Genomic DNA, 301 nt, shown 5'->3' with positions numbered 1-301 from the left:
AATTGCTCCGCTGCTCGCTGCGAAGGTTGAAGTAATCCACCAGCAAGTCGGACAACGTGGGTTCTTTCGCCTTTTCCAGAGCGTCCAGAAGAAGCTGCTTCTTTTCGTTCAGGACTGCGATCCAGCGTTGCAGCCCACGAATTGCACTGCGGATGGACTGCATCAGGCTGTTGGCTGCACGAATGTCCCGGTTCAGGTTGCCGAGAACGGTTTCTACTCCACGTTTTTCCATCTGGTGTGCGGCGGGGCCAAGATGCACGGTCGGTATCCGCTGGATGCCCTGCCGTTCAAAGGAGCGCAG

The 301-nt window shown here is 56.8% G+C and carries 1 pseudogene; it reads right to left on the bottom strand.

Annotated elements, in window-relative coordinates:
• Nucleotides 1-301 (bottom strand): annotated as a pseudogene (locus P0G09_RS18690) (conjugal transfer protein); the annotation flags it as partial.

The sequence above is a fragment of the Faecalibacterium sp. DFI.5.82 genome, assembly GCF_029076575.1.
Classification (GTDB): domain Bacteria; phylum Bacillota; class Clostridia; order Oscillospirales; family Ruminococcaceae; genus Faecalibacterium; species Faecalibacterium duncaniae.
This window is presented reverse-complemented; position numbering and strand designations above follow the sequence as displayed.